Annotated in this window: 28 protein-coding genes and 1 pseudogene; 18 read left to right on the top strand and 11 right to left on the bottom strand. The window is 63.6% G+C overall.

Going from position 1 to position 26,022, the window contains the following annotated elements; all coding sequences use genetic code 11:
- Positions 1-6: 6 nt before the first annotated feature.
- Positions 7-576, bottom strand: a complete 570-nt coding sequence (locus tag MRBLMS1_RS14780; RefSeq protein WP_485880019.1) for an Hcp family type VI secretion system effector — start codon at positions 574-576, stop codon at positions 7-9.
- A 21-nt stretch (positions 577-597) separates the two neighbouring features.
- Entirely contained in the window at positions 598-885 is a 288-nt protein-coding gene (locus MRBLMS1_RS14785) for a 7(1) septoil knot domain-containing protein (RefSeq protein ID WP_034754781.1), read from the bottom strand.
- A 194-nt stretch (positions 886-1,079) separates the two neighbouring features.
- Between MRBLMS1_RS14785 and MRBLMS1_RS14790 the strand changes: the two genes are divergently transcribed.
- From MRBLMS1_RS14790 to MRBLMS1_RS14830, 9 genes and pseudogenes are all read left to right on the top strand, one after another.
- The gene (locus MRBLMS1_RS14790; protein WP_485880021.1) at positions 1,080-2,729 is read left to right on the top strand and encodes a DUF4394 domain-containing protein; all 1,650 of its coding nucleotides are present in this window, start codon (positions 1,080-1,082) and stop codon (positions 2,727-2,729) included.
- 118 nt (positions 2,730-2,847) lie between these two features.
- Positions 2,848-4,128, top strand: a complete 1,281-nt coding sequence (locus tag MRBLMS1_RS14795) for an arsenic transporter (protein WP_485880023.1) — start codon at positions 2,848-2,850, stop codon at positions 4,126-4,128.
- A gap of 59 nt (positions 4,129-4,187) precedes the next feature.
- The gene (locus tag MRBLMS1_RS14800) at positions 4,188-4,772 is read left to right on the top strand and encodes a TetR/AcrR family transcriptional regulator (protein ID WP_252866954.1); all 585 of its coding nucleotides are present in this window, start codon (positions 4,188-4,190) and stop codon (positions 4,770-4,772) included.
- Positions 4,773-4,845: 73 nt separating this feature from the next.
- Positions 4,846-5,946 carry an alkene reductase gene (locus MRBLMS1_RS14805; protein WP_485880025.1) on the top strand — a complete coding sequence of 367 codons (1,101 nt, stop codon included), beginning with the start codon at positions 4,846-4,848 and terminating at the stop codon, positions 5,944-5,946.
- Positions 5,947-5,977: 31 nt separating this feature from the next.
- Positions 5,978-6,361, top strand: a complete 384-nt coding sequence (locus tag MRBLMS1_RS14810; RefSeq protein ID WP_128139507.1) for a nuclear transport factor 2 family protein — start codon at positions 5,978-5,980, stop codon at positions 6,359-6,361.
- 58 nt (positions 6,362-6,419) lie between these two features.
- Complete coding sequence (locus MRBLMS1_RS14815) at positions 6,420-7,049, top strand: Rossmann-fold NAD(P)-binding domain-containing protein (RefSeq protein ID WP_485880027.1); 630 nt, start codon at positions 6,420-6,422, stop codon at positions 7,047-7,049.
- Positions 7,050-7,096: 47 nt separating this feature from the next.
- A pseudogene (locus MRBLMS1_RS14820) lies at positions 7,097-7,519 on the top strand (GNAT family N-acetyltransferase); the annotation flags it as partial.
- 3 nt (positions 7,520-7,522) lie between these two features.
- On the top strand, positions 7,523-8,119 hold the full coding sequence (locus MRBLMS1_RS14825) for a flavin reductase family protein (RefSeq protein ID WP_485880099.1): 597 nt from the start codon (positions 7,523-7,525) through the stop codon (positions 8,117-8,119).
- Complete coding sequence (locus MRBLMS1_RS14830) at positions 8,103-9,404, top strand: glycosyltransferase (protein WP_485880029.1); 1,302 nt, start codon at positions 8,103-8,105, stop codon at positions 9,402-9,404. The genes MRBLMS1_RS14825 and MRBLMS1_RS14830 overlap by 17 nt, the downstream gene beginning before the upstream one ends.
- Positions 9,405-9,413: 9 nt before the next feature.
- Here MRBLMS1_RS14830 and MRBLMS1_RS14835 read toward each other — a convergent pair whose 3' ends face one another.
- The 7 genes from MRBLMS1_RS14835 to MRBLMS1_RS14865 form a co-directional block, all read right to left on the bottom strand.
- A complete protein-coding gene (locus MRBLMS1_RS14835; RefSeq protein WP_485880031.1) occupies positions 9,414-10,361 on the bottom strand; it encodes a DUF2145 domain-containing protein in 948 nt (315 codons plus the stop codon).
- Positions 10,358-10,789 (bottom strand): hypothetical protein, encoded by a 432-nt coding sequence (locus MRBLMS1_RS14840; protein WP_034754765.1) that lies wholly within the window; start codon positions 10,787-10,789, stop codon positions 10,358-10,360. Before MRBLMS1_RS14840 ends, MRBLMS1_RS14835 begins: the two co-directional genes overlap by 4 nt.
- A gap of 92 nt (positions 10,790-10,881) precedes the next feature.
- Positions 10,882-11,679: an HDOD domain-containing protein gene (locus tag MRBLMS1_RS14845; RefSeq protein WP_485880033.1), complete on the bottom strand. Its 798-nt coding sequence runs from the start codon at positions 11,677-11,679 to the stop codon at positions 10,882-10,884.
- Positions 11,680-11,849: 170 nt separating this feature from the next.
- Entirely contained in the window at positions 11,850-12,947 is a 1,098-nt protein-coding gene (locus MRBLMS1_RS14850; RefSeq protein ID WP_485880035.1) for an acyl-CoA dehydrogenase family protein, read from the bottom strand.
- 61 nt (positions 12,948-13,008) lie between these two features.
- Positions 13,009-14,565, bottom strand: a complete 1,557-nt coding sequence (locus tag MRBLMS1_RS14855) for an FAD-dependent monooxygenase (RefSeq protein ID WP_485880037.1) — start codon at positions 14,563-14,565, stop codon at positions 13,009-13,011.
- 285 nt (positions 14,566-14,850) lie between these two features.
- Positions 14,851-15,465 (bottom strand): glutathione transferase GstA, encoded by a 615-nt coding sequence (gstA, locus tag MRBLMS1_RS14860; RefSeq protein ID WP_485880039.1) that lies wholly within the window; start codon positions 15,463-15,465, stop codon positions 14,851-14,853.
- Between the two features lie 112 nt (positions 15,466-15,577).
- A complete protein-coding gene (locus tag MRBLMS1_RS14865; protein ID WP_485880041.1) occupies positions 15,578-15,739 on the bottom strand; it encodes a hypothetical protein in 162 nt (53 codons plus the stop codon).
- Between the two features lie 24 nt (positions 15,740-15,763).
- Here MRBLMS1_RS14865 and MRBLMS1_RS14870 point away from each other — a divergent pair, with 24 nt between their 5' ends.
- Positions 15,764-15,973, top strand: coding sequence for a hypothetical protein (locus MRBLMS1_RS14870; protein WP_128139501.1), 210 nt, complete (start codon positions 15,764-15,766; stop codon positions 15,971-15,973).
- A gap of 338 nt (positions 15,974-16,311) precedes the next feature.
- Here MRBLMS1_RS14870 and MRBLMS1_RS14875 read toward each other — a convergent pair whose 3' ends face one another.
- On the bottom strand, positions 16,312-17,172 hold the full coding sequence (locus tag MRBLMS1_RS14875; protein ID WP_485880043.1) for a LysR substrate-binding domain-containing protein: 861 nt from the start codon (positions 17,170-17,172) through the stop codon (positions 16,312-16,314).
- Positions 17,173-17,318: 146 nt separating this feature from the next.
- Here MRBLMS1_RS14875 and MRBLMS1_RS14880 point away from each other — a divergent pair, with 146 nt between their 5' ends.
- The 8 genes from MRBLMS1_RS14880 (at position 17,319) to MRBLMS1_RS14915 (ending at position 25,052) form a co-directional block, all read left to right on the top strand.
- Positions 17,319-18,836, top strand: coding sequence for an MFS transporter (locus tag MRBLMS1_RS14880; protein ID WP_485880045.1), 1,518 nt, complete (start codon positions 17,319-17,321; stop codon positions 18,834-18,836).
- Positions 18,837-18,896: 60 nt separating this feature from the next.
- The gene (locus tag MRBLMS1_RS14885; RefSeq protein WP_485880047.1) at positions 18,897-19,697 is read left to right on the top strand and encodes a TOTE conflict system archaeo-eukaryotic primase domain-containing protein; all 801 of its coding nucleotides are present in this window, start codon (positions 18,897-18,899) and stop codon (positions 19,695-19,697) included.
- 53 nt (positions 19,698-19,750) lie between these two features.
- Entirely contained in the window at positions 19,751-20,200 is a 450-nt protein-coding gene (locus MRBLMS1_RS14890) for a VOC family protein (protein WP_034754749.1), read from the top strand.
- Positions 20,201-20,309: 109 nt separating this feature from the next.
- Positions 20,310-20,750 carry a hypothetical protein gene (locus MRBLMS1_RS14895; protein WP_485880049.1) on the top strand — a complete coding sequence of 147 codons (441 nt, stop codon included), beginning with the start codon at positions 20,310-20,312 and terminating at the stop codon, positions 20,748-20,750.
- A gap of 200 nt (positions 20,751-20,950) precedes the next feature.
- The gene (locus MRBLMS1_RS14900; RefSeq protein WP_485880050.1) at positions 20,951-21,928 is read left to right on the top strand and encodes a hypothetical protein; all 978 of its coding nucleotides are present in this window, start codon (positions 20,951-20,953) and stop codon (positions 21,926-21,928) included.
- A 455-nt stretch (positions 21,929-22,383) separates the two neighbouring features.
- On the top strand, positions 22,384-23,625 hold the full coding sequence (locus MRBLMS1_RS14905; RefSeq protein WP_485880052.1) for a hypothetical protein: 1,242 nt from the start codon (positions 22,384-22,386) through the stop codon (positions 23,623-23,625).
- Between the two features lie 465 nt (positions 23,626-24,090).
- On the top strand, positions 24,091-24,447 hold the full coding sequence (locus MRBLMS1_RS14910; RefSeq protein ID WP_485880054.1) for a hypothetical protein: 357 nt from the start codon (positions 24,091-24,093) through the stop codon (positions 24,445-24,447).
- Between the two features lie 347 nt (positions 24,448-24,794).
- A complete protein-coding gene (locus MRBLMS1_RS14915) occupies positions 24,795-25,052 on the top strand; it encodes a hypothetical protein (RefSeq protein WP_139091907.1) in 258 nt (85 codons plus the stop codon).
- Positions 25,053-25,309: 257 nt separating this feature from the next.
- On the opposite strand, the gene MRBLMS1_RS14920 is transcribed toward MRBLMS1_RS14915, so the two are convergent.
- On the bottom strand, positions 25,310-26,022 hold a 713-nt coding region (locus tag MRBLMS1_RS14920; protein WP_485880056.1), incomplete at its 5' end, for a hypothetical protein.

Below are 26,022 nucleotides of genomic sequence, written 5' to 3' on the forward strand. Positions count from 1 at the left end.
GTATGCTTAGCCCGTGAAGGCGCCGATGGGCCGGTTGCGCGCCAGGCTCCAGCCCGTCGTGTGTTGTGGGCCGGGCTTGCCGTCGGCCTGCTGCACGCTGTGGCTCCAGAGGATTTCCGTGAAATTCAGCTTGAACTGCTCGGTCGGCATGTCATCGGGATGGGTTTGCAGCTGGATTTCGCTGATGATGGCGTCGCGTAGCCAAATGGTCATGATGCTGGCCGTCTTGTCGCCCGAGTTGCGGGCAATGTGGAGCTTGGTTGGCTGGTCCGTGCCGGTGCCCAGCGGCTTGGCTCGCAGGCACAGGTCGTACAAGTTGACCGAGATCCGGTCGACATATTTGACGCAGGTAAATTCCGTGATCACGGGCCGCCCCGACGTGCGCGCCGAATTGCTGACGTCTGTCGTTATTTGCTGCTTCATGCCCTGGTGCAGCGAGACCAGCTCGATGCATGGTCCCATGCCCTGCAGCGCAGCGGCGTCGCGCCAGATGGCGTCGATGCCGCCGTTGCCACCATCCGGCGTCTTGCCGAACACGAGTTCCCCGTTGCCGGGTTCCAGCAAAATCAAATCCATGACGAGCTCCTCCGCTTGATGTCAGCTGCCGCCGTGCGACAGGCAGCCCTTGAGTCGATGTGGCCGGGTCCAACCCGCTTCGCTGGCGTGGTCGACAAAACTGATGGTCAGCTGCGCGAAGCCTTGCGAGGTGAAATACACGCTGGCCGTTGCATCCTGGCGCTCTCGGGTGATGAACCACTGTGCGTCGCCATGCGCCAGGCCCCAGCTGGCCACGCGGTGCACCAGCAAGTCGGCATTGCCACGCTGCGCGATGGCCACCCGCACGTCGGCTTCGCCCATGTTGTTGGTCTGATAGATGCGCGCCACTTTCCTGCCCCCAGTGTCAATCGTGCCTGCGACTATACACCGATTAAGTTGCCTAAACACAAGCATAAATTGCACCGAAATAAATTTTTTTGCATCACTGCATCCAAACGCGGGCACGGCGAGTAGTACAGGGGTGCGCTCGCCGCAACGGCGGCATGAGCGGCACCTCCACTCACTCTATCGGGACCACGACCATGTCACCACTGCCAACCTTGCCATACGCCAAGCTGCTGCTTGTTTCCGCCGTCGCCATGACCCTGTCCGCTTGCGGCGGCGGCAGCGACCACGACGATGTTGTCGTCACGCCACCGCCGCCCGTGGTGGTGGCTGGCGACGTCTTCGTGCTCACCGCCAGCAACAAGCTGCTGTCATTCGACCGCGCCACGCCGGCCACCATCCGCACGACGGCCACCGTCACGGGCCTGCAGGCCGGCGAAAACCTGCTGGGCATCGATTTCCGTCCCGCCGATGGCCAGCTGCATGGCGTCGGCAGCACGGGACGGATCTACACCCTGAATGGCGTGACGGGCGCCGCCACCGTGAAAGCCACCCTGGCCGCCGATGCGGCCGATGCGACGGCCCCGTACACGGCGCTGGCCGGTACGGAGTTCGGCGTCGATTTCAACCCCGTCGCCGACCGCCTGCGCATCGTCAGCAACACGGGGCAGAGCCTGCGCATCAACGTCGATACGGGCGCGACCACGACAGATGGCAATATCAACGGCGGTGCAGCGAATACGGCCATCACGGCGGCCGCCTATACCAACAGCTTTGCCGGCACGGCCAGCACCACTTTATTTGTCATCGATGCGGCCAACGCCACCCTGTACACGCAAAATCCGCCCAACAACGGCACCCTGGCCAGCGCCGTGCCGCTGGGCGTGGCGGCCACCGGCGTGGCCGGCTTTGACATCGATGCGCGCACGAATACGGGCTACGCCGTCATGACGGTGGCCGGCGCGCGCAACCTGTACACCTTGAACCTGGCCGCGGCCACGGCGCCGGCGACCCTGGTGGCGGCCATCGGCGTGACGGAAGAATTGCGCGGCATCGCCCTGAAAGCGCCGGCAGCGCCCGTCGCCTACGGCTTGACGGACGACGCCCGCATCGTCACCTTCAAGACGGCGACGCCGAACACCCTGGACGCCAACGTGGCCGTGACGGGCCTGGCGGCAGGCGAGCGCCTGCTGGGCTTTGACATCCGTCCCAAGGATGGCTTGCTGTACGGGATATCGTCGACGGGGCGCATCGTCACCATCGACCCGGCGACGGGGGCTGCCACCGTCAAGGCGACGCTGGCCGCCGATGCGGCGGACGTCAGCGCGCCGTACACGGCCATCGCGGGCACGGCCTTTGGCGTCGATTTCAATCCCGTCGCCGACCGCCTGCGCGTGATCGGCAACGCGGGGCAAAGCCTGCGCATCAATGTCGACACGGGCGCCACCACCACCGACGGTAGCGTCAACCGCGCGGGCGCGGCGCCTAGCGTGACGGCCGCCGCCTATACCAACAGCTTTGCCGGCACGACGGCGACCATGCTGTTCGATATCGACACGGCCAGCGCGGCGCTCGCCCTGCAAAGTCCGCCGAATGACGGCACCCTGGTCAACATCGGCGCGCTTGGCGTGGCGGCGGCGGGCGATGTGGGCTTCGATATCGCGGGCGGCGCCAATGGCCTGGCCCTGGCGGCCTTGCGCACGTCGGCCACGGGGCCGAGCTCGCTGTACCGCATCGACCTGGCGACGGGTGTCGCCGTGCTGAGCGGCGGTGCGGCCACGCCGGCCGCTTCCGCCATCGGCAATGGGGCGGTGGGGCTGGTCGATATCGCCATCGCGCTGAAGTAAGGAAGTACGCCGCAGCTTTGCTTTGATTCAATAATTCCAGTATTATAGAATTGTTGATGATATTCAATGGCTGCGGCGCATGGTGCCCGCGATGCCGCATCGAACGGAATCTCGCCCCATGCTCACCGCTTTCCTCATCTTTCTCGCCACCTTAATCCTCGTCATCTGGCAGCCGCGCGGCCTGGGCATCGGCTGGAGCGCCGTCATCGGCGCCTGTGTCGCCTTGCTGGCCGGCGTGATCCACTGGGGCGACATTCCCGTCGTCTGGCATATCGTGTGGAACGCCACGGGCACCTTCGTGGCCGTGATCATCATCAGCCTGCTGCTGGACGCGGCCGGCTTCTTCGAGTGGGCCGCGCTGCACGTGGCGCGCTGGGGAGGGGGCAGCGGCAGAAAACTGTTCGTGCTGCTGGTCTTGCTGGGCGCGCTTGTCTCCGCCGTGTTCGCTAATGACGGCGCCGCGCTGATCCTGACGCCCATCGTCATCGCCATGCTGCGGGCGCTGAATTTTTCCGCCAGGGCCACCCTGGCCTACGTGATGGCGGCCGGCTTCATCGCCGACACGGCCAGCCTGCCGCTCGTGGTGTCGAACCTGGTCAATATTGTTTCGGCCGATTTCTTCAAGATCGGCTTTGCCGAGTACGCTGCCGTGATGGTGCCCGTCAACGTCGTCGCCGTGCTGGCCACCTTGACCGCCTTGCTGCTCTTTTTCCGCAAGGATATCCCCCGCGACTACGAAGTCGCGCAACTGAAACGCCCTGACGCCGCCATTCGCGACGTTGCTACCTTCCGCGCCGGTTGGCTGGTGCTGGCGCTGCTGCTGGTGGGATTTTTCTCGCAGGAGCACCTGGGCGTGCCCATCAGCCTGATCGCGGCCGTGGGCGCCGCGCTGCTGCTGGTGGTGGCCGGCAGGGGCCACGTGATTTCCACGCGCCACGTGCTGCGCCATGCGCCGTGGCAGATCGTCGTCTTTTCGCTGGGCATGTACTTGGTCGTGTACGGCTTGCGCAATGCGGGCTTGACGGCTTACCTGACGGGCATGCTGAACCACTTTGCCCAGTACGGCGTGTGGGGCGCGGCCATGGGGACGGGCGTGCTGACGGCCTTGCTGTCGTCCGTGATGAACAACCTGCCGACGGTGCTCGTGGGCGCGCTGGCCATCGACCCGACGACGGCGCAGGGAGCCGTGCGCGAAGCGATGATCTACGCGAACGTCATCGGCAGCGACCTGGGGCCGAAGATCACGCCCATCGGCAGCCTGGCCACCTTGCTGTGGCTGCACGTGCTCGACAGCAAGAATATCCACATTTCCTGGGGCTACTATTTCCGTGTTGGCATCGTGCTGACCGTGCCCGTGCTGCTGGTGACCCTGGCGGCGCTGGCGCTGCGCCTCGGGTGATGGCGGAGTAGGGGATAGTTTACTAGACGACCGGTCAGATTTTTTGCTATACTGGCCGCATGAGCAAAAAATCCTCCGCTGACATGCGCCAGCACCTGATCGACATCGCCAAGGCCCTGATGGCCGAGAAGGGCTATACGGCCGTGGGCCTGGCTGAACTGGTGGCGGCCGCCGGCGTGCCGAAAGGCTCGTTCTACTATTACTTCAAGTCGAAGGAAGAGTTTGGCCAAGCCTTGCTCGACGATTACTTCACTACCTATCTGCAGACGGTCGACGCCTTGCTGGACGGCCCGGGCACCGCCCGCGAGCGCCTGCTCGCGTATTTTGACTACTGGAGCGCGACCCAGGCCGGCAGTGCGCCGGAAGGCAAATGCCTGGTGGTCAAGCTGGGCGCCGAAGTGTGCGACCTGTCCGTGGACATGGGCGCCGTGCTGCAACAGGGCACAGGCGCCGTCCTCGACCGTCTGACGCAATGCATCGAAGCGGGCCACCTCGACGGTTCCGTGGCGGCGGCAACGCCGGCGCGCGTGCTGGCCGAGTCGCTGTACCAGCTGTGGCTGGGCGCTTCCCTGATGGTCAAGGTGGCCAGGAACGGCGGGCCATTCGACGCGGCCATGTCAACCACGCAACGGCTGCTGGCGTAGCCGTTTTTTTTAACTATTTAATAGACGACCGGTCAGTTATTTTCGGCCTCTCGCACAATATGAAAGCAATACGATGACCGAGCAGCATGAAAACGATTTATTTTCTCCAGTCGAGCTGGGCGCGCTGGCGCTGGCCAACCGCATCGTCATGGCGCCGCTCACGCGCAGCCGCATGGGCGACGATGGCGTGCCGAACGCCTTGCACGCCGAGTATTACGCCCAGCGGGCCAGCGCCGGCCTGATCATCAGCGAGGCGACGAATATTTCGCCGCAGGCACGCGGCTATGCCCTGACACCGGGCATCTGGTCGGACGAGCAGGTGGCTGGCTGGAAGCTGGTCACGGATGCCGTGCATGCGGCTGGCGGCAAGATCGTTTGCCAACTGTGGCATGTGGGGCGGTTTTCGCATACGAGTTTGCAGCCCGATGGCGCCGCGCCCGTCGCGCCGTCCGCCATCCGGGCCGAGGGCAGCACCTACACGGCCAGCGGCATGCAGCCCGTGTCGATGCCGCGCGCGCTGGAGACGCAGGAAATCGCCGGCATCGTTGCCCAGTATGCGCATGCGGCCGCATGCGCGCTGCGCGCCGGTTTCGACGGCGTCGAGGTGCATTCGGCCAATAGCTACCTGCTCGACCAGTTCCTGCGCGATTCCACCAACCGGCGCACGGACGCATATGGCGGCAGCATCGACAACCGCGCGCGGCTGACCCTGGAAGTGACGCAAGCCGTGGTGGACATCTGGGGTGCAGCGAGGGTAGGCATCCGTTTGTCGCCCGTCACGCCCGACGCGGGCAACACGCCCGTCGACAGCGACGTGATGGCCACCTATGGCTATTTGATCGGACAGTTGAACCGCCACGGGCTGGCCTACCTGCACTTCGTCGAGGGCGCCACGGCTACCTCGCGCGACGTGCCCGATGGCGTCGACCTCGATGCGTTGCGGGCGCTGTTCGATGGCCCCTACATCGGCAACAACCATTACGACCTGGCGCTGGCGCTGGCGCGCCGCGCCGAAGGCAAGGTCGATGCGGTGGCGTTTGGCCGTCCCTTCATCGCCAATCCGGACCTCGTGGCCCGCCTGCGCCATGGCGTGGCGCTGGCCGTGGCGCCGCGCGCGGCGTATTACGGCGGCGGCGCCGTCGGCTACACCGACTGGCCCGCCAGCCAGTCCTGATTTTTCTTTTCACCCACCCAAGGAGCGCAACATGAACAACACCACTTATGTGCAGGATTACCAGGCCATCGTCGCCGTGCTGAATCAATACAATGCAGGCGGGGCGCAGGCCGACAGCAGCATCATGCGCCCCGCCTTCAGCAGCGAGGCCACCATTTTCGGCGTCGACGGCGAAGACAAGCTGACGGGCGGGCCCATCGAAGGCCTGTTCGAAATCATCGACAGCGCCTTCCGGCCATCGCCGCAGGCAAAGGCGGCCATCGCGCGGATCGATATCGTGGGCACGGCGGCCAGCGCGCGCGTCGACACGGACGAACTCTCGGGCTTCCGCTTCACCGACTTTTTCAATCTGCTCAAAGTGCAGGGCGAGTGGACCATCGTGAGCAAGATCTATCACACGCACGCGGGCGCCTGATGCACTGCCTGGGCGCCCGATGCTGTATCGTGTGGCGTCCAGCATGCGGGGAGAATGAATGAAACTGATACTGATAGGCGCCACGGGCCTGGTGGGCCGCGAAGTGCTGCGCCTGGCGCTGATGGATGCGCGCGTCAGCCGGATTGTCGCGCCCGTGCGCAAGCCCTTGCCGGCGCATCCCAAATTGGACGCGCCCCTCGTCGACTTCGACCGCTTGCCGGCCGATGCCCCTTGGTGGCAGGCGGATGCCGTCATCTGCACCCTGGGCACGACCATGAAGGTGGCGGGCACGCGGCAGGCGTTCCGCAGAGTCGACCATGACTATCCGCTGGCCGCGGCGCGCCTGGCGCTGGCGGCCGGCACGCGCACGTATGCGCTCAATTCCGCCGCCGGCGCCAACGCGGCCTCGCGCTTTTTCTACAACCGCGTCAAGGGAGACTTGGAACGCGACCTCGAAGCGCTGGGCTTTGCATCGCTGACCCACGTGCGGCCGGGACTGATCGGCGGCGAACGCGAGGAGGCGCGGGCGGGCGAGGGCGCTGCCCTGCGCGTCCTGCGCGTGCTCGGTCCCGTGCTGCCGCGCCGCTGGCGCATCAATCCCGCGCCGCGCATCGCCAGCGCCTTGCTGGAAGCGGCGCTGGCCGGCACGCCGGGCGTGCACGTCGTCGGCCCGGAACAGCTGGCTTGAGCGCGCGCCCCTTATAATTGCCATTCATGTTTTTTTAAGTACAAAAAATGCAAACAGTGCGTCCTTACCAGGCCGGCGACCGCGATGCCTGCCTGGCTCTTTTCGACGGCAATACGCCGCGCTTTTTCGACCCGTCCGAGCGCGCGGACTTTGCCGCCTGGCTGGAAAATTCGACACATCCGTATCTGGTCATCGAACGCGACGGACGCATCGTCGCCTGCGGCGGCCATGCGCTGGACGCGGGCGGCACTGTGGCCAGCCTGTGCTGGGGCATGGTGGCGCAGGATCTGCACGGCCAGGGCCTGGGCCGCGCGCTGACGCAGGCGCGCCTGGACGCCATCCGCGCCGTGCCGGGCGTGGCCAAGGTGAGCATGAACACCAGCCAGCACACGCAGGCCTTTTATGCGCGTTTCGGCTTTGAGCCAGTCAAGGTGACACCGGACGGCTTCGGGCCCGGCATCGACCAGTGGGACATGCTGCTGTCGCTAAATGAACGGGACCATATCGCCGCCGTGCCGCTGGAAAAAGCCTATCGCCTGCTCAATCACGGCCCGTCCATCCTCGTCTCGGCCCGCCATGGCGGCATCGACAACGTGATGGCCGCCGCCTGGGCCTGCGCCCTCGATTTCGCGCCGCCGAAACTGACCGTGGTGCTGGACAAGGCAACGCGCACGCGCGCGCTTGTCGAAGGCAGCGGCACGTTCGTCATCCAGGTGCCGACGGCGGCGCAGCTGCAACTGACCCACGCCGTCGGCACGCACAGCCTCGATGCGCAGCCCGACAAACTGGCGCGCGCCGGCGTGCGGCTGTTGCACATGGATGGCTTTGATTTGCCGTTCGTGGCCGGATGTTCGGCCTGGCTGGTCTGCCGTTTGATCCCCGAGCCGCACAACCAGGCCGCATACGACCTGTTCATCGGCGAAGTGGTGGGCGCCTGGGCCGACACGCGCGTGTTCCGCGACGGGCACTGGCATTTCGAAGACGCCGATCCATCCTGGCGCAGCCTGCACTACATCGCCGGCGGGCGCTTCTATGCGATCGGCGAGGCGCTCGATGCTGCCCCGAGCTGACGCGCTGGCGGGCCAGGCCGCCGCCACGCCGCTCGTCATCGTCGCCAGCAGCGGCACGGGCGGCGACATCCAACCGTTTATCGCGCTGGCGCAGGGTTTGCAGCAACGGGGCCGGCGCGTGCTGCTGCTGGTGCCGGGCTGGCAGGACGCGGCAGCGCAGGCATCAAGGCTGCCATATCACACCTTTGGCAGTGCGGCAGAGGGCCAGGCCATGCTGGGCGACCCGGGCCTGTGGGATGAACGCAAGGGCTGGGGCTTGGTGTGGCGCGGCCTCGTGCCGCACCTGGGCGCCGTGCGCGACGTCGTGCAAGGCTTGCCGGACGGTGAAGATTGCGTGGTGCTGTGCCACCCCTTTCTCGTGCCGATGGCCGCCCTGGCACGCTCTGCACGCCCGGGCCTGCGCATCGTCGCGGCGTATCTGGCGCCATCGAATTTGTGCAGCAGTCATGATTTCCTGGCGGCCGGTTCGCTGCGCGTTCCCGCCTGGTTGCCGCTGGCCTGGCGCCAGGCCCTGTGGCGGCTGATCAACCGCAGCATGGTCGACCCGGTGCTGCTGCCTGGCCTGAACGGGGCGCGCGCGCAGCACGGACTGCCGCCCGAAGCGCATTTTTTTGCGCACATGCTGACTGCGCCGGATGCCTCGCTGGGACTGTTTCCAGCGTGGTTCGCCGCCCCGCAGGCGGACTGGCCGCCGCATTTCGTGCAAACCGGTTTCATGGGCGCCGCCACGCATGGCGCTGCGGCTCTGCCGCCAGCGCTCGAGCGTTTTCTTGGCGAGGGCGAAGCGCCCATCGTGTTCACACCGGGTACCGGCCATCAGCACGCGCAGCGCTATTTCAGCATCGCCTTGGAAGTGTTGCGGCGGCTGGGGCGGCGCGGCTTGTTCCTCACGCCGCATGCGGCGCAAGTGCCGCAGGATTTGCCGGCCAGCGTCATGTGGCAGGCGCACGTGCCGTTTGCGGCCCTGTTGCCGCGCGCGGCGGCCGTGGTGCACCATGGCGGCATCGGCACCAGCGCGGACGCCTTCCGCGCGGGCATTACGCAACTGATCGTGCCGTTCGCGTACGACCAGTTCGATAATGGCTGGAGGGTCAAACGGCTCGGCGTGGGGGATGTCTTGCTGGCCAGGCGTCTGTCGGCGGGACGCATGCGGCGGCAGCTGGCGCGCCTGCTTGCCGCGCCCGGGGTCCAGCTGGCGTGCGGCGAGGTGACCCGCCGGATGGGGCAGGGACTGGAACCATCGCGCCTGCTTGACCAGGTCGAAGCGGCGCTGGCCGCTGCTTAGGGACTGTCGTCAGGGACTGTCGTGCGGCGTATCGTCGAGGGCGATGACCCGGTCGTTCGCGCCGGGCACGCAGCCGTCGGCGATCGCATCCCAGCCCCGGTGCACCACCACCTGCTTGCCGTCGTGGCAGATTTCCACGCGCTCGCTGGCGGGCAGGCGCTGGCGCGCGAACGCTTCCAGGCTGGCCGGCAGGCTCACTGCCAGCTGCATCGTGCCGATGGCTTCCGGCGGGTGGTCATCCATGTGCACGAGGGGCACGAGGATGGAACCGAGCATCAGCCAGCGCGCACCCACGTCGACGGGGGCGGGCATATACGGCGCGGCACGCAGCCAGTCCTGGGCGCGCGCGCGCAAGTCGCCGCCTGCGGCCAGCTCGCCCCAGGCGGCGGCCAGCATTTCCGCTACCCACTGATTGCAATTCTGGTATTTCAGGCTGTAGGCATAGGCGTTGGCGCTGTAGCGGCCCGCCAGCAACTGCTGCACGCGCACAGGGTCGAGCAGGGCGCGGCGCAGGGGCGGCACGGTTTCGGCCGGCAGTTTCACGAGCGAGATGTAGCCGAGCGCAGGGTTTTCCGTGCCCATGGCGAAACCGGCCGTACCCTGGTCGAAGATGCGCGGGCGGCCTTCGTCGCAGGCGTAGTACAGCTGGCGCGCGGACCAGCCGCTGTCGTTGTCGTGGCGCCAGGCCAGCGCCGCGTGCGAATAGCGGATGCCGAAGCGGGCCAGGTCCAGGCCCGAGCGGCTGATCAGGGCCACGCTGCCTTCGCTGGCGGCCAGTTCTTCGCGCACGACGGCGGCAAAGCGCAACAGGCGATCCTGTTCCGTGGCCGTGAGTTCCTGCGCGCGGTCGCAAAAGCGTGATGTGGCGAGCGAAGTGCCCGCCTGCGCGGCGCCGGCGCTGAAGATGGCGCAAACGCCCAGCAGCAGTGCCGGGCGGCGCGGGAGAAAACGAATCAAAGGCTGACGGGACGCGTGGCCATTTCGCCGTACCAGTCGTCGGCCAGCACGAGGAAGAAGGCGGCGCGCGTGTCGTTGCGCGAGAATTCGATGCCGTAGGCGCGGTTTTGCGCATGCACCACGTCGCCCTGCGCCAGCTGCTGCTTGTCGAGCGCCGCTTGCGGCAAGTCCAGTACCAGCGGCGTTGCCGTGGCGTCAGCCTGCATGGTCAGGCGCGTCATGCCGTTGCGGCCGGGCAAGGCGGCCACGTCGATGATGCGGTAGGGGCCATTGGCCACCTTGTTGTCGCGCGAGGAGCTGTTGCTCGAACCGTTGAGCGAATCGGAAATGCTGCCGCTCGACTGGGAGCCGGCGCTGGAGGCCGAGGAAACGAAGCTGTCGGCGTTGGCGTTGCACGCCATGGTCAGAGCTGCGGCCAGGCCGAGCATGCGTAGGGAGGTAGTCAAGGCAGTTTTCCAGTGGACATCGATGAAAGCGGACCGGGTCCATCCCGGCCTGCGCCATCATAGCAGATCGGCCATCAACTGAGCAGCACCTCAATCAGGGCTTTCGCTTCGGCCGACGGCTGCGTGCGTAGCGCCTGCAGCACGGGATCATTGTCCAGGTAGGCTTGCAGCGGCGCGCTGACGGTGATGCCGGCCTGCGGCAGCGGCGAAGGCACGGGCGCCAGCGCCTTGGCCAGCATCAGGGTGTCGCGCAAGCCTTCGGGCGGCAGCATGATGGTCGAGCCGGGCAAGGTATTGACGGCGTCGGCCACCGCCTGCGGCACGCCCAGCTGGCGCATCAGCGCACGGCCGATCACTTCCAGGGCGGACGCCATCTGCGTTTCCAGGTGGGCGTACAGGCCAGGGGTCTTGTCGGCCTGGGCCAGCAGATAAAAGCCCGCCACTTCATGCACGATGCCGGCGAACAGCGCCGTATCGGCATCCGTCTGCGTGACGGCGCCCGCCAATCCATGCGCCAGCGCCGCCACATGCACGGTGTGCGCCCACAGCTGGGTGGCGCGGGCGCGCAAGGCTTCGTCGCGGATGCCCGCGTTCAGCTGGCGGATGACGGCCGCCGTCGCCAGCGCATACAGATTGCGGTGGCCCAGCCGCTCGACGGCGGCGCGCACGCTGGTGATGGCGGGCGTGTGGCCGGACGCGAACATGGCCGAATTGGCCAGCGCCACGGCGCGCGCCGACAAGGTCGGTTCGCACAGCAGCAGCCGGCTGATGTCGGCCGAGTGGCAATCGGGGTTGGCCAGTTCCTTTTGCAGGAGCAGGGCCGTATTGATGCTGGTGGGAAAGGCCAGGGTTTCCGTTTCGGCGCTGGCCAAAAGTTGCGCAAGGCTGCTGAGCGTGTTGACGTGCATGGATAGGGGGGGCGAGAAGTAGCAATGTCCCATAGTATCAGGCAATCCGATCTGCATGGCGTCCGCCAGCCTTTTCAGTCATGCTGTTGCCAGGGAGGGCAAGTTGTCGCGCGGCGAAGCCGCGCTTGGCAATGTCAGGGCAGCAGCAATGAATGCTGGCTGGCCGTATGGAAGTCGCGCCAGACGCGGTTGATGGTGCTGTCTTCGCGGGCCGCGTACAGGCCGCAGTACGGATACAGGCCATCGACTGCTGCGCGGCAGGCGGCGACCAGCTCCAGCGAACGTTCCTGCACCACTTGCATGTCTTCCGCGTCGAGCGCCGCGCCGCCCGCCACCTGGGCCCAGCTGTCGTCCAGCACGGCATAAAAACGGGCGCGGGCGGCCGTGCAGGCATCCTTTTTTCCTTGCAGCATGGCGGCCACTTCCGGCACGTCCAGCAGCGGCAAGCCGGCGCGCGCATGGCGGCGGTGGCGCATGCATTCCTCGGCCAATTGCATGAAATGCGCGGCCATGCCGGCCACGTTGGCGGCCAGGGTCACGTAGGCGAGCGAGTAAAACGGGTAGCGGTACAGGGGACCGCCGGCCGTCGCGGTGTCGGGACTGATCGTGAAGCCATGGTCTTTGCCGAGCCACTGTCCGTCGATCCGGTAGCTGTGCGAGGCGCTGGCGCGCATGCCGATGCTGTTCCACGAAGGCACCAGCCGCACCAGCGCGGCGGGGACGAGGAAGGCGCGGATGCGCGGTTTGCCGTCCGCATCGAGCAGGGGCTGGCCATCGCGCCGCAGCAGGGCGTTCAGGGTGAAGTGGGTGGCCATGGGTGCGCCGCTGGCGTAGTCCCAGCTGCCCGTGATGCGGTAGCCGTCGCCTTCTTCCTCCGCGTAGCCGGTGGCCGCGCCGCTGCCGCCCAGGCAGACGCGCGGCGTGCCGATGATGGTCCGCGCCATGCCGAGGGCCAGAAAGCCCGCGAACCAGCCCGCGCCCGCGCACAGGGTCAGCACCCAGCCCATGCTGCCGTCGACGGCGGCCACGGCTTCTTCCAGACGCACCACTTGCGGCAAGGGCAGCTCTGCGCCGCCCGCGCTGCGCGGCGCCAGCATCGTCAGCCAGCCGCGCCGGTGCAGCAAGGCTTGCTGCACCGGATGCAAAAAGCGGGCCGCATCGGCCGCCTGGGCATGGCGGGCGATACGGCGCGCGTCGCTTTCGGAAAGGGTAGCAATGGCAGCGTGCGGCATGGGCAATGTCCGGCAATGGTGAAGGCGGGCATTTTCGCACAGCACGGCGGCGCCGTTGCCGTCAGCCGTGCGGCAAGGCGATTTTTTCCATGACGGCGCGCAGCAGCATGGCATCCGGTATTGCCGCCGGGGCCGAGCGCCACGCAATGATGCCGTCGGGCCGGACGATCACGGCGCCGTCATCGCCTGTGCCGAAAGTATCGTTGAAGGCCTGGTCGGCGGGGAAAACCACGTCGGCGCCGGCCAGCAAGGTCTTCAACGATAGGTGCGCGGCGGCGGCGGACCAGCGCGGATCGGCTGTCAGCAGCACGAAATCCTCGGTCAACAGGTCGATGCTGGAGATGCTGTTGCCGCGATGCCGTACCCAGACGTGGGGCGCGCGCGTGCCGGGCTGGCCGGCCCAGTCGCGCGGATGGGCCGCCGGCGGCAGTGCCGCGTCCGCGCCGAGGATGGCGCTGGAGCGCGTCAGCTGGCCCAGTTCCATCGCCAGGTTGCCATACAGTGGCGCGTTCTGGTAGCCGTCGCCGACCCATTTCGCGTAGTCTGGCCGGGCGAAGGTTTGCTGATGCCGCAGCCAGGCGATGGGCCGGCGCTCATCCGTGTAAGTGTCGAGCAGGGCCGGGCGCGACTGCCGCCGCAGAACCCTTTGCAGCTTCCATGCCAGGTTGTAGGCGTCGTCGATGCCCGTGTTGGCGCCGTAGCCGCCACGCGTGGGCGGCAATTGATGGGCCGCATCGCCGGCCAGGAAAATGCGCCCCTCGCTGAACCTGTCCGCGATCAGGCCGGCCAGCTCCCAGCGCCCCGTCGTGATCAGCTCGAAGGCCATGTCCTTGCCCAGGGCCTGGCGGACCAGCGCCCGCAATTGCGCGTCAGTGCTCTCGCTTTGCTCTTCAAACATGAGGAACCAGCGTCCATCGGAATACGTGCCCAGGAAACCCTTGAAGCCTGGCTGGTCAATGTCGAACTGGCGGATGCCCCGTTCCAGAAAGGCGTCCGCCTCCGCGCAGCGGAACAGCACGCTGCGCAGCACGCGCAGGGGACCGGCGCCCTGGCGCGCGATGCCCAGCTGTTCGCGGATGGGGCTGGCCGCGCCATCGGCGGCGATCAGGTAATCGGCCGTGACGGCATAGCATGCGCCCGTGTCGCGCTGGCGCAGCTGGGCCGTGACGCGCTGCGCATCCTGCTGCACGGACAGCAGTTCCACGCCCGTGCGCAGGTCGGCGCCGCGTGCGCGCGCGGCCTCGCGCAGTATCGGTTCCAGCAAGTCCTGGGCGATGGCGGCACCGGCCATGGGCGAGGCCTTGCCGTCGCGCTCCTCCGGCTGGCCTGGCGTCCATGGCAATTCCTCGTAGTGCTGTCCCGCCAGGCTTTCCACGCGAGCGCGGCGCACGGTGGCGCCGGGCGGCACCTGGGGGATGCGCTCGGCGATGCCGGCGGCGCGGAAAAATTCCAGCGTATGTTCCGTAAAGCCCGTGGCGCGGGGATGCGCGGCGCTGCCGTGGTGTTTTTCAACGAGGATATGCGGCACGCCGCGCCATGCGAGGAAGAGCGAGGCTGAAAGCCCGACGAGGCTGCCGCCGATGATGAGTACAGGGGTGTGGATTGAAGCTGGGTTCATGATGTCGTCCTGGAGGTTGTGCAGAGCACACTTGGCAAGGACGTGGTGAATTTTCGCGACAGGCGGAACGCCGTTCAGGCAGCAGAGTGACGGAACGCACGCCGACGAAAAAACGGCGCACGTCCGCTTTTCGTCGTGGTCCGCGGCCCCCAGGGCTGGAATATGACCGTCCGCAGGCGGACGGCTGACCGGGGCTCACCACGCCGGTCCACCTTTTTCGACGCCACGATCTTAGCACGGGACTGTCGCGCGCCGCCAGCCCGGGGAAACCCCATGCGACGGCGTTCAGGCGGCCTTGGCCAGTCCTTCCGCTTCCAGCGCCGCCTTGACGCTGTCGCGCTCGGTCATGCGGCCCAGGAATGCCTGCACATTGGCCAGCTGCGACAGGTCCACGCCCAGCTGCGGCGCCCAGCCCGTCACGGCGAACAGGTAGGGATCGGCCACGGTCATCGTGTCGCCGGCCAGGTAGGCCTGGCCTTCCAGGCGGCTGTTGACCCACGCATATTTCTTGCCCAGCTCCTCGATGAACAGGGCCTTGGTGGCCGCGTCGATGCGCGAATCGAACAGGGGGCTGTACGACTTGTGCAGCTCGGACGTGATGTAATTCTGCCATTCCATCACCTTGTAGCGGGCAAAGTCGCCCACGGGCGGCAGCAGGTCGTGTTTGCCGGCTTGTTCGGCGATGTACTGGGCGATGACGGGGCCTTCGCTCAAGGTCCTGCCATCGTCGAGCGCCAGCAGCGGTACCTGGCCTTTCGGGTTGAGTTCATAGTAACTGCCGCCTTCCTGCGTCTTGTGCTGGCCCAGGTCGACCTTGACGAGCGTGAACGGCGTGCCCGTTTCGCGCAGGATGATGTGCGGTGCCAGCGAGCAGGCGCCCGGCGAGTAAAAGAGTTTCATGGCGATCCTGTCCTTGAAAAGGTGGGGAGATGCCACTATAGACCTGCGCCGCCGCGCGGTAAACGCGTGTTCGTGTGGTGATCATTGGCGCCCGGTGTCGCCTTGCGCTAGCTCAAACCCCACGATTGCGCAAGGTGTCGGGCAGCAAGGTAAACGCGGTAGGAGGGGCCGCCGTGCGCAGCCGCTGTTCGCCCGCTTGCGTCTGCGAGACGCTGCGCGTGCTGTGCACTTGCAGGCGCAGGTCATCGCGCTGCGTTTTGCTGTTATTCTGCAAGCAATCTTGTCGGACTATCGCGTGATGAAAACTTTTCTTTATTCGCTACTGGGTTTTGTCATTGCCAGCGTCATCGCATGGGGTGCCATGTTGCTGTGGGGCGGTCTGGTCTTGCAGCTGCCGCCCGGCGACAGCTATTGGGACCGCACGCCGTATGCGGCCGATATTTTCCTGGCCTGCTGGCTATGCTTTGCTACCGGGGCGGCAGTGCTGGTGGTTCGGCTGGCCCGTTGATACTGGCTCTACTCAATCATTAGTTTGGCTAATAAGTTCATGCGGACTTTGGCATTTCTTGCCATCATCTTCGTCAGCCAGGGGATGATCGTGCTCGACATGTCCATGGTGCAGCTTTCCTAAAATCCACCAGGAACTGGGCTTTACGAATAAAGGTATGGCCTGGGTGCAAAGCGCCTACACCCTGACTAGGCGGTGCGGTTCAAGGTGCCGTGGATGGCGCGGCTGCAAATATTCACGATCCGGCCCTACCGGTGCCGCTTCATCACCTCCATGAACTGCTGGGTCACCTGGATGGCGGCGCGTACGATCGCATGTATCGTGGCCTGGCGTTGCTGTCATGCCGCTGCGGCGGCTGACCATTCGCGCAGCAATTGTCCGAACGCTTCAGCCGCCGCCGTGGTGCTGGTGGCGCGCCAGACGAGCTGGAACTGGGCGGCGGGCAGGGCAGGCAAGCCATGCTGGCCATCGATGATCACCATGCCCGGCTCCAGGTCGCCTTGCGGCAGGGCCGTGATGGCCAATCCCGCCAGCACGGCGGCGCGCAAGCCTTGCTGGCTGGGCGAGGTGAACGCCACGCGCCAGTCCAGACCGGCGGCATCGAGGGCGTCGACGCCGACTTGCCGGTGCATGCACGGCGCGGGCGAAAACGCCAGCGGCAGGGGCAGCGCGCCATCGTGCCTGAAATCGTGCGCCGCCGCCCAGACGAAGCGCGTGCGGCGCAGCACGGCCGCCTCATCCTGGCCGCCGGCCAGGGCCATGACGACGGCCAGGTCCAGCGCATCGGCCGCTACTAGTTTCTGCAAGTCAATATAGGTGCCCACCGTCACATCCAGTCGCACGGCGGGAAACAAGTGCGCGAACTGCGCCAGCAGCGCGGGCAGGCGAGCGCCCATGAAATTTTCCGGCACGCCAAAGCGCACGGCACCCGCAATCGAGGAGCGCTGGAAGCGCCGCGACAGCGCATCCTGCGCGGCCAGGATCTGCCGCGCGTGGCGCAGGAAATCTTCGCCATCTTCCGTCAGGCGCAGGCTGCGCGTCGTGCGCAACAGCAGCGCGCTGCCCGCTTGCTCTTCCAGGCGGCGGATCTGGTGGCTGATGGCGGACTGGCTCAGGTGCAGCCGTTCGGCGGCGCGCGTAAAGCCGCCCGTGTCCGCTACGGCGACAAAGGCGCGCAGCAGGGCGGTATCGAAGTCCATGGGTGACGCTCCTGCGATTCATGATGAAAATGAATGAATTGTACAAAATTTTATCATTTCCCTCATGAGTCGAGCTTTTCTAGAATGGCCGCTTGCAGTGCCCCGGCACCACGCATCCCTCCATGACTACCGAAAGCAAGGCTTCGATGCTACTGACTACTTCGCAACAAAACGCACTCACCCTGGCCGCCGTCTGTCTGGCCTCGCTGATGTTCGGCCTGGAAATTTCCAGCGTGCCCGCCATCCTGCCCATCCTGGAAACCGTGCTGCATGGCGACTTCAAGGACTTGCAGTGGATCATGAACGCCTACACCCTGGCCTGCACCACCGTGCTGATGGCCACGGGCACACTGGCCGACCGCTATGGCCGCAAGCGCCTGCTGCTCGCCAGCCTGGCCCTGTTCGGGGCCAGTTCCCTGGTGTGCGGCTGGGCCGCCAGCACGGGCGTGCTGATCGCGGCGCGGGCGCTGCAGGGCGCGGCCGGCGGCGCCATGCTGATTTGCCAAGTGGCCGTACTGTCGCAGCAGTTCCCGGACGGCGCCCCGCGGGGCCGGGCGTTCGGCGCCTGGGGCATCGTGTTTGGCTTGGGCCTGGGTTTCGGACCCATCATCGGCGCCGCCATCGTCGCGCTGTCAAGCTGGCAGTGGGTATTTCTCGTGCACGGGCCGCTGGCGCTGGCGGCCCTGCTGCTGGTGGCGCTGGGCGTGAGCGAGTCCCGCGATCCGCAGCGGCGCAAGCTGGACGTGGCTGGCATCGTCACCCTGTCGCTGGCCGTGTTCAGCCTGGCCTGGTGCCTGACGCAGGGGCCGGCGCTGGGGTTCAGTGATCCGCGCAGCGTGGCCAGCCTGGCAGTGGCGCTGATCAGTCTGATGCTGTTTGTCATGATCGAACGGCGCCAGGCCGAACCGATGATCGACTTTGCGGTGTTCCGCATCCGCCGTTTCTCGGGAGCGCTGCTCGGTTCGGCGGGCATGAACTGCAGTTTCTGGCCGTTCATGATTTATCTGCCCCTGTACGTGCAGTATGGCCTCGGCTACAGCAGCCTGGACACGGGCCTGACCTTGCTGGCCTACACCTTGCCCACCTTGCTCGTGCCACCGCTGGCCGAGCGCCTGGCGCTGCGCTACCGGGCCGATGCCGTCATTCCTGCCGGCTTGCTGGTCATCGGCGTGGGTTTTTTGCTGATGCTGTGGGGCAGCCGTGTGGATGCCGCCAGCTGGCTGACGATCCTGCCCGGCTGCCTGCTGGCGGGCATGGGCCTGGGCCTGACCAACACGCCCGTCACCAATACGACGACGGGCGCCGTACCGGGCGAACGGGCCGGCATGGCTTCCAGCATCGACATCAGCGCCCGCATGATCAGCCTGTCGGTGAATATCGCGCTGATGGGCTGTATTCTCGTCGCAGCCATCCAGTCCGCCTTGCGGACGCAGTTGCCCGGCGGACTGGACGCGGCCACCTTGCGCGCCATCGCGGAAGGCTTGTCGGTAGGCAAGGGCGCCGGCGCACTGCCGGCCGGCGTGGCGAAGCTGGCGCTGGCGCAGGGATTTGGCGCCGTGATGCTGTATGGCGGCGTGGCCGCCTGCCTGTTCGCCGTGGCCAGCTGGCTGGTGTTTGGCGCCGGACGGACGCGGCAGGCAGCCAGGCTGCCGGTAAGGGAATAGCCAAAGGCTATAATCTGGGCACGTTGACAAGTCTTGCTCAACGTCATTACGAGGCCGCCCATGCATAAACTGATTTCCGAACTCACCCGCCTGTATCTGTTCGACGAGCAACAGCAATACGTCGATGCGGAGGGCGGCGCGCAGCCGCTGACGCCGGCCGTGCTGGCGCGCCATCTGTCGGGCGAACAGACGGTGGCCGTGCAACTCGTGACCCAGAGCGGCCTGACACGCGCGCTGGTGCTGGAATTTGGCGGCAAGGGCAGTGGTGAAACGCACTGGAGCGCGTTGTGCACGATCGCCAACGCCGTGCAGCACGAGCTGGACTTGCCGGCGCCCGCCGTCAGCATCTCGGGCACGGCGTTCCAGTTATGGCTGTCCCTGGCCACGCCCGTGCCCGTCGCCCAGGCGCGCCAGTTCGTGCAGCTGCTGCGTTCCACCTTTTTACCTGCCTCGACCGACATCCTCGCCACCGCGCCGCCCGCCGACGTGGAGCAGGTAGCGTTGCCGCCATGTCTGCAGCCATCGGGCAAGTGGGCCGCCTTCATCCACCCCAGCATGGGCGCGGCCTTTGTCGACGAGCCGGGCCTGGACATGCCGCCACCCCCGGCCGCCCAGCTGGGCTTCCTGGAAGGCTTGCGCAGCATCAACCCGGGACAATTCGCGCAGGCGCTGGCCAAGTTGCAGGGACATGCGGGGCTGGCTGATGCCGTGCCAGCTCCCGTCGCCGCTCCATTGCCAACGGTGGTGACCCAGTCACCGACGCAGCCAGGCCTGCTGCTGCAGGACGCCAGCCTGGAAGATATCGTGCGCTGGCTGCATGCGCGTAATATCGAGCCGACGTTCCGGCACCGGTTGCCGTAGCGGGGCGCTCCTTCTCCCTGACTGAAGGATACGTTAGACACCCAGGAGGCAACATGACAGTCAAGCGCATGGACAACGTCGGCATTGTGGTAGCAGACATCGATGCCGCCATTGCGTTCTTTACCGAACTTGGTCTCGTACTCGAAGGACGCGCCCCAATTGAAGGAGACTGGGCAGATGGCGTCACCGGTCTGCACGGCATGCGCGTGGAGATTGCCATGATGCGTACGCCGGACGGTCACAGCCGTCTCGAGCTATCCCGCTTCCTCGCGCCGCCCGTGGTCGCCGATCACCGCAACGCCCCGGTGAACGCTCTCGGTTACCTGCGTGTCATGTTTACCGTCGAGGATATCGACGATACGCTCGTCCGGCTCGTCAAACGTGGCGCGAAGCTGGTCGGCGAAGTAGTTCAGTACGAAAACATGTATCGGCTCTGCTATATTCGTGGTCCGGAAGGAATCCTCATCGGGCTTGCCGAACAGCTCGTGCAGAAAACATCCTGAGGGAATTCCACCGGATCGGTGTTCAGTCCGTTAGGGAAACGACGGTAACCGGCCAGCAGCAGTCGTTGAATATCCAATCAATCTTGTGCAAAAAACAGGGAGAACCACATTGGGAGTAATTGCAGACTTCTTTATCGCTGATCCAGCCGAGGCCATCCGATATGCAAATCGGATTGAAGAGCCTGACGAGGGCGAGGAAATTGCGCTTTTGTTGAATCCGGTCCAATTCAATGGCATCACAGACCTGGAAATCGGTACTCTTTGGGCCATTTTGGAGCGCAGCGAGTGGGATATCGAAAAACACATGCCTGAAGACATCTACGTTGAGGAGGATGGCGAGTCCTGGCTTCACCGTTTTCCGGACGAGCTGACGAGCCTTCTCGCAAATTCAAATGCGGACGGGTTGGAGAGCGCATCGGAGCAATGGGCAAAAACTGAAGAGATCGACTGTAATGCAGCAGATTTGCGTCCGCTCTTGAAGGATTTGCAATCGCTCGCACGGCAAGCCATCGCCACGGGGCAGTCCATTTATCTTTGGGGCTGTCTCTAAGGCTACTTCGTGGCAACCGCGTACCATCGCTGAAAGGTCCGCAATGGGGCGGGATCGGCCCTTTGTGACCGTTCGTGAATTTTGCTGCCGAGCAACCTACTATACTGTGCCGGACGGTCGAGCTCGGCCAAGACTTGACCTTGGACCAATCGAAAAAACCGAGCATAGTCCATTTGTAGATGCAAGATGAGGAGTTTTCTGTGTTGAAGCCAAATATGGTCACGCTGGCATGGTTCGGGATGGCGATCGCGTTGGCGAGTGCCGTGGCAGGAGCAACGGCCCAAAACCTCAAACGGTTCGAGTTTTCGACAAGCGACATGGCATCGGCGACGTGCGCGTTCACGTCGCCACTCCCGGCCGACTTTGTTGTTTTTGCTGCTGGCGAATACGGCGGTCGCCCTACCGATTTCCAGATCGATCAGTCCGGGCACGAAGCTACACGAATTGATGCCTTGGTCAACTCGAGCAACAAGCCCGTCATTCTGATGTTGGGGGCATACGAGCCCACCGTATGGAACATCGGGTGGACCCGCGGGACCGAAATTGTCGGCGTTCTCGTGAGCGGCTACCACCGGCAAGCGGTGGCTGGTCTGCCCAAGGGTACACCAATCATCAACAGCACCTACGACAACCGGGGTCCATGCGGTCATTTTTATATAAAAGCCGATCAATTGGACGGGCTCAATCCACTGGCACGACGTGTGTTCGGGCGGGCTGTCGACAAGGTATATTTGTCGAGAAAGGGCAAAGTCGTGATCGGCGAGTCCTTTGATGATCAAACTGAGCTCCTTACATCGGCCGATGTGACACCGGATTCGTTTCGCGATCAAAAGGCAGTTTTGGCTGGACCTGCCGGACTGTCGGATGCAGTCCGCAAAGGCATCCTGCGGGTGGCGACAGCAGCCGATGTCCGTGCCTGGGACGCGGCCACCAGGAAGACGGCATCTGCCGACACTCCGCCAGTCTCGGGCGGAAACCTGCTCGCAACGCGCGAAATTCATAACGGTTACGTTGTGCTGAAAGGGTTTGAGCTACCAGCCGGCTTATACGGTGCACACTCGGCGACTTTTATTGTGCCGAAGGGAGTGCCAGTTCCCACGGGTAAACTGGGTCATTCCAAGATGCTTGACTACAATTCCATGCACTGCACCGGCGCTCTCTGTCGTGCCGGCCGATAACTTCCGAGCTCAGCAGCGCGAATACGGTCAGCGAACCAGCATTCTGAAACCTTCACGATATTTCGCCCCGTGGGCAAAGTGACAGCGGTCGACAGAATCGCCGATCACTTGATCCTCGCATGTCCGCTTCGGGGCGATACTTGGCAACGACGGCAAGCGTTCATTCCAGCGAGTTTGCATTAGCTGCGCGGCTGTTCGTCTATGGCTTGCCAAGTGCCAGTGGCGCGATTGGAGATGAGATTCGAATGCTCCGCACTTTTCTCCGCGCGCTTGCGACAATGCGAAGCATCGAAGTTCAGATTGTGTTGCACGATTAAACATGTAGCGCTTTCTCCCACTCTGTGGGCGACAGTTGCCGTACACTGTATGGCTGAGATTGGCCAGAAGCCGGCCTTCCTGGCGACAGTTTAAACTGTTGACTCATTCACTGACCGCCCTGATCGGCCCACACCACTATGTTATTCCGTCTCGCCTTCCTTGCCGCCACCCTGACGCTCGGCTTCGCCGATTCGGCTGTCGCCGATACCCCCGTCCTTGAAAAACTCACAGCTAGCCGGCTCGCTATCACTGTTGACAAAGGCACCTTATCGGGACCCGGTGCGGCACTGCTGCTGCAGGCTTCGCGCCAGGCGCAGTACGTCCTCCTCGGCGAGGATCATGGTGTCGCCGAGATCGCCCAGTTCTCATCCGCCTACTTCAATGCCTTGCCCCCTGCCGGCTTCACGACCTTGGTAACCGAAAATGGTCCAGCCGTGACGAGTGCGCTCGAAGGGATACTCAAGGGCGACGACGCGGTTGCTGCTATCGCCAGATTCGACGCCATCTATCCGGACTCCGTTGCTTTCTACACCATGCGCCAGGAAGCAGAGATGCTCGCCGGCTTTGCTCTGGCCGCAGGACCGCGCTTCCAGCACTGGGGCATCGATCAGGAATTCGTGGGTGCGGCCAAATACCTGATCACCCTGATGCTGGCCCAGCCGGTTAATCCGGCCGCCCGCACGAAGCTGGAAGCCTTGCGTCAAATGGAAGCTGTCGCGTCTCAAAAGGCGGTAGCCACCGGCAATCCCTTAGAGTACTTTATGCTGTCGGCCTCAACCGAGGAACTGACCTCGTTGCGCCCGCTACTTGCCGGCCCCAAAGAGCAAACCGCGCTAGGCCTGCTCGATGCATTGCTGGCCACACGCGCCATCTATCAGAAAAGCGCTTCTCAAGTGCCCGGCGATCGTGACCTATCCAACCGCTTACGTTTGACGCTGTTAAAGCGGACCCTGGAAACCCGGCTCGGCATGCAAGAGCAAAAGCTGGTGGTCAAGGTCGGCGCAAATCACGCATACAAGGGCATTAATCCACTCAACAATCGTGACGTTGGCAACTTTCTGGCTGAACGCGCCGAAGGGCAGGGCCATACCACGCTGCACCTGATCGTGATGGCGGCGAAGGGTACGCAACTGAGATTTGCGGGAGCGGGCAAGCCATATCAGCCGGCACCAATCAAACTTGACAGCTCGGCCTTCAAACTGCTGGCCAGTGCAGGCGCCAACGACGGCAGTTGGTCTCTATTTGATCTGCGTTCACTGCGGCCAGGCTCGCGCAAACTGGCGGGGGGCGACATTGAAATGTTCAACCTGATCAACGGCTACGATTTTGCCCTGATTATCCCCGAAGGCAGCGCTTCTGCGCAGCTCGTGATACCGTAGAATGGGGAGGGAATTTCAATAATTGTAATTTTTCAATTGTACTGATTCCCCGCTGTGAAACGGCCAAGCGTGGAACAAGCATATAAATTCTGAAGTTCACATAACACTTACAGCTGACGAAGCCCTTGTGTTATTTGAGATTTTGAGCCGCTACTCTGATTCAGGCCGGTTGAATATAATAGACCAAGCAGAACAAAGGGCGCTCTGAAATCTATGCTGCATTCTTGAGAAGAAATCAGTAGCTCCATTTAATCTGGAATATGGTCAAGCGCTCTCAGAAGCTCGGACGCGATTGCGTGATGAGGAATAATTTCGAACTTCCGCTTTGGGGCGGAACCTGGCAAGGACGGCAACCGGCCAGAAGCAGACGGACTACTGGACGTCGATATCATCTCAACTGTAGTGGAGGCGAGAATTCAAAGCTATCTATTCGCATCGTCAAACGAACCAAGTGCAACAGCGTCTTTGTCGATTGAAGCCTTAATGGCGGCGGCCTGTGCCGAGCTTTTCTCGGTTACGCTCGCCAGTGACGAAGAATTGGAGTTGCTGATGGGTTTGCTCGGCATTGAACCATTGCGCTCAATATCGTTGCGGCCTAACACTGAGTTCCTTGCGCTCTTTGATTATTCCGATAAGTTTTTACCTCAAATGAATCAGGAAGACTTTGACGTATTTTATGAGAAATGGCTACGCTTGACTCACCGAGATTCAAATATGGATGAGTATGGACAGCTGTTATTTCTTCAAGGGCGGGCTGCTAGCTGGAACCAGATGGCGAGCAGGTTCATACTCCGCGAAGCCCCAATGACATTAGCAGAGTGACTCCAACCGGCCAAGAGCAGCCGTTCAATGATCGGTTCAATTATGAAATTTATGCAATACGATGTAGTTAAGATTGTGGCATTCAACGTGCAACAGGCCACATTTTCTGATGCATTCAATCTTCGGCGGCCTGCAATCGCTGACGTCGCAACCATCATTGAAATTTACTCATTACCTCCGGGTTACGAGTTGGAATGCAGTGATGCACACGGTATTACACAATGGCTAGTTGCGTTTCGACCTGAAGATGTAGTGCTCGAGTTGCATCGCTAATTCGACCGAGATCGGCCAGAAGCCGCCGTTCGCCGATGTAAAAACTGAAACATCCTTCTTCCTAGAGCATCGATTTGGACAAGATGATTGTTTTGCGAATTTCCGATAATAGTGGCGTAGACTTGAATGGCGTCAAACTACATTCAACAACTGAGGTCGCGGAAGCTCTTGAGAAAATCTCCGCCGAGAACCCGGACATGGCAGTTTCTGTCGAGGCCACCGATTCCAAATGGTATGAATCTCTCGGGAAGGCCATTTACGGTAGCCACCGGGCGGGGTTTTCAGGTGAACGGTTTCGCGTACTTATCGATGGCAAGCCTCTGGAAGCCTGACATGAACCTCGGTTACTCCACCGCCTGCTACCGGCCTATCGTGTTGAAAAACGCGGGTAGGTTGACGTTTAGTTAGAAATTCTGACAGCCTAGACTGGCCAGAACCGCCGCTATTGAACGATCTCCGACTGTTTGGAGGTCTGAGACCTCCCGAAATTGTTGCTGATCGACTTCTTCAACACAATAGGCCAAAAGCGGACGGTCAGTCGCCGCGGTTTTGCTTGAGCATGTCCTCGATCAGGACGGCAGGATATTGGTCAGACCTGCCGCTTTATCCCCGGTATTGCAGCGTAGACGTGCAGCACATCTCCATCAATATGTATCACCTGCGCCGGTGTTCCTTCGAACACGGGCGCAAGCAGCAAGGGGCGCAGGTCGCCACTTGCCACTGCCGCATCAAGAAATACCAGCAGCTCAGTGACGCTGGCCTGCGCCACACGGCCCTGGAAGATAACGCGCTTGCCGGCATGTGCGACCAGCTTGTGGGCCACGTAATATGCTGGCGCCGTCAACTGCATCCGCAAGTCGGTCATCGAATCGTATGCGACCAGCGGGCCGCCGCGCAGGACAGGCGCCAGCATGCTGAAAAACAGCGCATCGGCATCCGGTCCCGGCGCGACTTCCTGCTTTGCCAGCGCCGCAAAAGTGTACTCGTTCTTCATGCAGCCCTGGCCTGGTATGGGATGTGCCGACGAACGTCGATGTGTGCGGTTTTCATGGGCAAAGCATAGCACGGCGAGCAAGCATTCATTTGAATGCCGGTTGTGGCAGCCTTCAAGCATACGTGAGATCAAATGCTGCAATCCCACGCCAATTTCAACAGACCGCAAACGAACTTTGAAGGTCCGCTTTGGGGCCAGAGTGTGTGAAAACGCACCCCAATGTAAACGAGATTTTTTCTGAAGCGTTAATAGCTCATTTGACGTAATCAGGAGAGCAGGATGAAGCGTTTTGTCGAGGGAACCGACCG

This window comes from Massilia sp. LMS1-1-1.1 (assembly GCF_040815535.1).
GTDB lineage: Bacteria > Pseudomonadota > Gammaproteobacteria > Burkholderiales > Burkholderiaceae_D > Janthinobacterium > Janthinobacterium aestuarii.